The sequence below is a fragment of the Desulfobacula sp. genome (assembly GCF_021107415.1).
This window is the reverse complement of sequence record NZ_JAIOSW010000429.1, coordinates 1-5,340: the sequence shown is the minus strand read 5'-3', so window position 1 is coordinate 5,340 and position 5,340 is coordinate 1. Positions and strand designations below refer to the sequence as shown.

4 protein-coding genes are annotated in these 5,340 nt (G+C 40.4%); 1 reads left to right on the top strand and 3 read right to left on the bottom strand.

Going from position 1 to position 5,340, the window contains the following annotated elements; genetic code table 11:
* Positions 1-26 precede the first annotated feature (26 nt).
* Positions 27-1,766 carry a long-chain fatty acid--CoA ligase gene (locus K8S13_RS21540; protein ID WP_291465781.1) on the top strand — a complete coding sequence of 580 codons (1,740 nt, stop codon included), beginning with the start codon at positions 27-29 and terminating at the stop codon, positions 1,764-1,766.
* Here the strand turns inward: K8S13_RS21540 and K8S13_RS21535 are convergent.
* The 3 genes from K8S13_RS21535 to K8S13_RS21525 all read right to left on the bottom strand — a co-directional run bounded on the left by K8S13_RS21535 (position 1,753) and on the right by K8S13_RS21525 (position 4,440).
* Positions 1,753-2,511 (bottom strand): tRNA threonylcarbamoyladenosine dehydratase, encoded by a 759-nt coding sequence (locus K8S13_RS21535; RefSeq protein ID WP_291465780.1) that lies wholly within the window; start codon positions 2,509-2,511, stop codon positions 1,753-1,755. The two genes, K8S13_RS21540 and K8S13_RS21535, sit on opposite strands and share 14 nt — an antisense overlap.
* Positions 2,499-3,308, bottom strand: coding sequence for a TatD family hydrolase (locus tag K8S13_RS21530; protein WP_291465779.1), 810 nt, complete (start codon positions 3,306-3,308; stop codon positions 2,499-2,501). The genes K8S13_RS21535 and K8S13_RS21530 overlap by 13 nt, the downstream gene beginning before the upstream one ends.
* A 448-nt stretch (positions 3,309-3,756) precedes the next feature.
* The gene (locus K8S13_RS21525) at positions 3,757-4,440 is read right to left on the bottom strand and encodes a hypothetical protein (RefSeq protein ID WP_291465778.1); all 684 of its coding nucleotides are present in this window, start codon (positions 4,438-4,440) and stop codon (positions 3,757-3,759) included.
* Between the last annotated feature and the right edge of the window lie 900 nt (positions 4,441-5,340).

The window sequence follows — 5,340 nt, the reverse complement described above, 5'->3', positions numbered from 1 at the left end:
CACCTTAAACAAAAGGAGAAATAAAAATGACGGATCAAGCATGGAAAACTCCCTATTGGCCGGAAGGCGTATCACACGATGTAACTGATTACCACTACCCTCTGCCTCAAATCCTTGATGAAACGGCTAAAAAGTATCCTGATAATGTCTATACCATTTTTAACGGCGCTTTCAGGACTTATTCCCAAGTCAAGGATACTGCGGACCGAATTGCGAACTTTCTTGCGGGCAAAGGTATTAAAAAAGGGGATAAAATTGCTATTTTTCTTCCCAACATACCCCACTTTCCTGAAGTTCTTTTTGGCATCCTTAAATCTGGTGCTGTAGCTGTGAACTGTAACCCATCATACACGCCGACAGAGCTGAATTACCAGCTCAAGGATTCCGAATCAAAAATGGTCTTTTGCATGGACCATCCCCTGCTATATCCAAACACGGTTGAGGCTATAAAAGACACCGATATTGAAACTGTTATTGTTTGCAATATCAAATCCTATCTTCCAAAAATCAAAGCGTTCATTGGTGGACTTTTAGGCAAAATCCCCAAAGCTGACAAACATGAACCCGGACACCTTATGTTTGACGATATTGTTGCCTCTGCCAGCCCAAATCCTCCCTCCTTTGATGTCAACCCGGATGAGGATACCGCTGTCATGCTCTATACCGGCGGCACAACTGGTGTGCCCAAGGGGGCTGAACTGAGCCATACAAATTTTGCTTACAATCTGGAAGCTTGTGAAGAATATTTCAGGCTGGTCCATGAAGAGGGGAAAAAGGCCGAAAAAATGAGGCGTGGCGGATATCATACATATCTTGGTGTTTTACCCTGGTATCACAGTTTTGGTATAACAAGCGCTCTTCTTTTTTCAGCATTGTCAGGAAGCAGGCTGATATGCATCCCGGATCCAAGGGCGGGCAATCCGCCTTTTACAGGAGTTCTGGAGGCAGTACAAAAATACAAACCTACTTTTATCACTGCCGTTCCAACAATATTTATCGCTTTTACAAACCATCCAAACTTGGAGAAATATGACATTTCCTCAATTATGGGGTGTCTTTCAGGTGGAGCTCCCCTACCCCCGGAAGTGTGTAAACAATTTGAAGAAAAAACCGGTTCTATTATTTTCGAGGCGTACGGACTTACGGAAACCGCCCCTGCTGCCTGCATCAATCCCTCATTTAAAGAAACCAGGAAAATAGGCAGTATTGGCTTTCCCCTTCCTGAAACAGATGTAAAAGTTGTTGATTTAAAGGATGACACAAAAGAACTTCCCCAGGGGGAAGACGGGGAGCTTGCCATTTGCGGTCCCCAGGTCATGAAGGGATACTGGAAAAGACCGGATGCTAATGAAGAAGTTTTCAGACAGATTAACGGCAAGCGGTATTTTCTGACAGGGGATATTGGCAACATTGATAAAGATGGATATATCACCATCACAGACCGTAAAAAGGATATGATCATTGTGGGTGGTTTCAATGTCTATCCAAGGGAGGTGGAAGATATCCTTTATACCCATCCCAAGGTTGAGCTGGTGGCTGTAGTAGGCGTTCCTGATGAAAAATCCGGTGAAAAAGTAAAGGCTTTTATTAAATTCAAAGAAGGACAATCCGCAACTAAAGAGGAAATAAACACATTTTGCAAAGACAATATGGCAGGTTATAAACGGCCCAAATTTATTGAATTCAGAAATGAAATTCCTGTATCAAATATTGGAAAAGTTTTAAGACGGGTACTCAGGGATGAAGAGACTATCAAGTCCGGGTAATGATATTTATCACCTCGCTTGCAATGGTGAGGCCAAAAACACCCGGCACCCAGGCAATAGTTCCGATGGGAGGTCTTGACCGGCCATGATCCGGTAGCGCATCTTGTGCATCTTCAGATCGAAAGGGTTGTTTGTTTAAGGATTTTTCAATGGAATAAACAGCCCTTACCCCTTTATAAAGCCCCCGCCTGTGAAGCCGTTGCCTCACCACCCTTGCCAGAGGACAGACACAAGTCTCACTGATATCTCCTGTTTTTATCATGGAGATATCAGTTCTTCCTCCAGCCCCCATGCTGGAAACCACAGCAAGGCTCAGCTGCCTTGCACCTACAATCAGGTTTACCTTTGAATTAAGCCCATCTATGGCATCCACCACCACATCAATCCCTTTAGACAAGAGATTCTCAAGGCTTTGGGCATTGATAAATGAGCTGTGAAATTCTACATTGCAAAGCGGATTAATATCTTTTACCCGTTCATAAGCAATGTTGGCTTTTTCCCTGCCAATGGTAGAGTTTAATGCAAACAGCTGCCGGTTGATATTTGTGGCATCCACCGTATCAAAATCAATAAGATGTAAATTGCCGACACCTGTACGGGCAAGGGCTTCGGTTGCAAATGATCCTACTGCACCCAGACCAAAAACAGCCACTGTCGCATTTTTTATTTTTTCCATTGCCTGTGACCCGAGAAGCTGCTCTGTTCTTGCGAATTGGTCCATTGATTGATCCATTAGCTGGTCCATTGATTGTCCTTTTTCCCCGGCAATATGGAATGAAATAGATTCAAACTGTTATCATAAGCCTGTCTTGAAAATTCTTCAAATTCCATGCCGATCCTGGTTGATGCAATCTGTGCAATGGCCGGTAAATTTTTAGGTTCATTGAGTTGGGAAACTTGTGGTTCCGATAAATAAGGATAGATATCAGGCGTATCTGTTTCCAGAACAAACCGTTCTTTTGAAGCCCTTTTCAAGGCATTCACGACTTTTTTGGCATTGGGATTTGTCACTGACCCTGAAAAAGAAATGTATAACCCGTATGTCTCAAAAAGCGAAATCATATCTGCTGACCCGGAATAAGAGTGTATTAGCCCGGAAACTTTAAGTTTCCCCATTTTTTTCAGGATATGAATAAAGGTATCCCAGGCCTTTCGTATATGGATATTAATGGGGCGTTCCAATTCCATAGCAAGCCCAAGATGATGCTCAAATACTTTAATCTGTAAATCCCGGTCACTTGTTTTATCTGTAAAATCAAGCCCTGTCTCACCAATGCCGGATGAATAGGCCAAGAGATAATGTTCCAGTCGTTCTTTCCATTGATCGGATATATTGTCCACAAACCAGGGATGAATCCCGAAACAGGGCAGAATGGAACTAAAATCCTTGGACAATTGTGCGGTTAATTCAAAATTATTTTCCATGGTGGCACAGGATACCATATATTGAACATTTGCTATCCTTGCCCTGTCCTCTATTCCTGGAATATCTGAGATTATCCTTGAATCATGCAGATGACAATGTGAATCAATAAAAAACATATTTTAATATACCGAATAACACATAATGAGTAAACAACTCATCGAACGACAGGGAGAAAGGCAATACTTTGGCCTAAACTTCGCCGGACATCCATGTCCGGCTACGAGGTGAAATCACTGCTCCCGGCGTCCTGCCTCCGCAGCGATTCAAACCCGGCCGAAGCATCCTCTTCCCCCCTGCCTTTGCCGAAACCAAAGAGCCTCAATCAATTCATTATATTAGAAACTTGAACAGAATTTAAGCATTCGTATTCTATTTTACTACAAGTATAGTTGAATGGACAGGTTATGAATTTGGTGGGTTTATATATTGGTAAGATGAAAAAAGAAATGACTTCTATAACAGAAATTGGTTCATATAGTGTATTTAAAATAAGAAAAAACTTGAAGCAGAAATAAAAAAGGCAGAGCCAACTGAATGGCCCTGCTTTTAATTATTTTAATGAACCTATTTTTGTTTTCTTTTATTGAATCCAGCAATTCCCAGAAGACCTGAAGCCAGGAGCAATAAGGCGCTGGGTATGGGTACGGGATTACCAATTCTTAATCCAAAGGTTTCATAACTGGAATTGGCATTTCTCCAGCGAGGAGAGCGCCACCAAGCATATTCAGCCAGAATATCGCTTGACAAGGGATTATCGTTTTCATCATACATGTCAGGCATAAAACCATTATAATTTTGTCCGCTACGGACCTCAAAAGCTGCCCAATATGTTCCTGCTGATAAATTCAGTGATACCCCTGAAACGCCAGCCCAGCCAAAACTGTCAGGAGTGTCGGGATCTATGGTGCTGTTATTGGGATCATAATCAGCCATATCCAGAACGGAGAAGGCCCAGCTGCCATAACTTATGTTTGAATCAGGTATCGGGGATCCAGAATTGAAATTATTTCCATATATTGCTACAGTAATGGTGCCGCCTGTCAATGCGAACCACCCTTCAATGTCCACAATAGTAGAAAAACTTTGATTCAGCGTAAACTGACCAGCCACCCATTGAGTGCTTTTCACTTGGACGCCACTGACAAATGTGTTCCCTGGCCCTGTATTCACTACATAGTCAGCAAAAACAGAATGGGGGGTAACTAAGATAATACAACCGATTAACAAGAATTTTAAATGTTTTGACATGCTTTCATCTCCTCTCCGATTGAATTCTTTTGTATAGTCATGGTTAATATTGATTTGCAATTCAAATAGTTATATGCAAAAAATATACCGAAAAACCCTATGACAGCAAATACGGTTGGATTTTTCAAAAGTCTTGTTATTAATGCCTTCCCGGATAGGTTAGTAGTACCTGTAATTGAAAACAACAAATAATTATCGATTTTATGGATAAAAAAATTAAATTTATTAAATGAATGGTATTTATACGAACTGAGAGTATCAGTATTATGTAAAAAATGTAATACTTTTAGGAAAAAAATGTAATACTTTTAGGAAAAAAATGTAATACTTTTAGGAAAACTTTTTTATAGTGGTTTTATTCTTTTTGGGATGAATTGCTTAAATTATATTGGAGACACAGAGGAATGAAAAAAACTGACTTTTGAATGACATAAGACCTGTACAGCACCCATTCTTATTTGGGGGTGGACTATTATTAAAAAGTCTTGGGCTTCAATACTTAAGGATATCACAAAAGATGAAAAGTCCGAGTGTCATATCCCCTCTGTAATCTCAGTAGAAACACCCGAGAGCAAAGTACAGACAGCTTATAGCAAAATTTCTCAAATATTTGATGCTATAAATATCTGTCAATATAAATTCAAGAAACTTTAGTTTTTCAAAAAAATGCACCTAAATAAATGACCTTGGCATTGCGGGGTGTCATCATTGAATAAGCCCTATAATAAACCGTTTCAAACATTTCTTATCAATGAGAAATCATCTTTCTGCACCCAGAATTTAACAGCCGACCCGGAGGAGACCCGGGGAACCTCATTCAACTTTATACATCACTTGACGTAACAAAACTTAATATTTCTTATTATATCAATAGCTTACATGATCTTTGCCAAACATGAT